Here is a 480-nt window from a genome sequence, read left to right on the forward strand (position 1 = left end):
CCCCGACGCGACCAATTGCAGAACCTCGCGCTCGCGCGTTGTCAGGGATTCGTATCGCGCACGGAGGGATTCGAGTTCGCGCTCCAGCTCCTTCAACCTGATATCCTCGACCAACGCGCATGCAATCGCGTCCATCATGTCCTGGTCGCGGAAGGGCTTCGATAGGAAGTCAACGGCACCGGCCTTCATCGCCCGCACCGACATCGGTATGTCTCCATGACCGGTTATGAACAGGATGGGCACGCGCTCCCCGCGCTTTAAGAGTTCGGCTTGAAGGTCGAGCCCGCTCATAAGGGGCAGGCGCACGTCCGTCACCAGGCAGCGAACGCCCTCAGGCAGGGGCTTTGACAAGAGCTCGACCGCACTCGCGTAAAGCGCGGTCCGATATCCCGCGGATCTGACAAGGCCATCGAGGGATTTAAGGACCAGCTCATCGTCGTCAACGATGAGTACGATCGGCGCGGTGCTAGAGCTCGGCTG

The 480-nt window shown here is 61.2% G+C and carries 1 protein-coding gene; it reads right to left on the bottom strand.

Features of this window, described 5'->3' with window-relative positions; translation table 11 throughout:
- Positions 1-480, bottom strand: a 480-nt coding sequence (locus PY649_RS34850) for a response regulator transcription factor (protein WP_285873621.1), incomplete at both ends; no start/stop codon positions are given.

The sequence above is a fragment of the Rhizobium mayense genome (genome assembly GCF_030272705.1).
GTDB lineage: Bacteria > Pseudomonadota > Alphaproteobacteria > Rhizobiales > Rhizobiaceae > Rhizobium > Rhizobium mayense.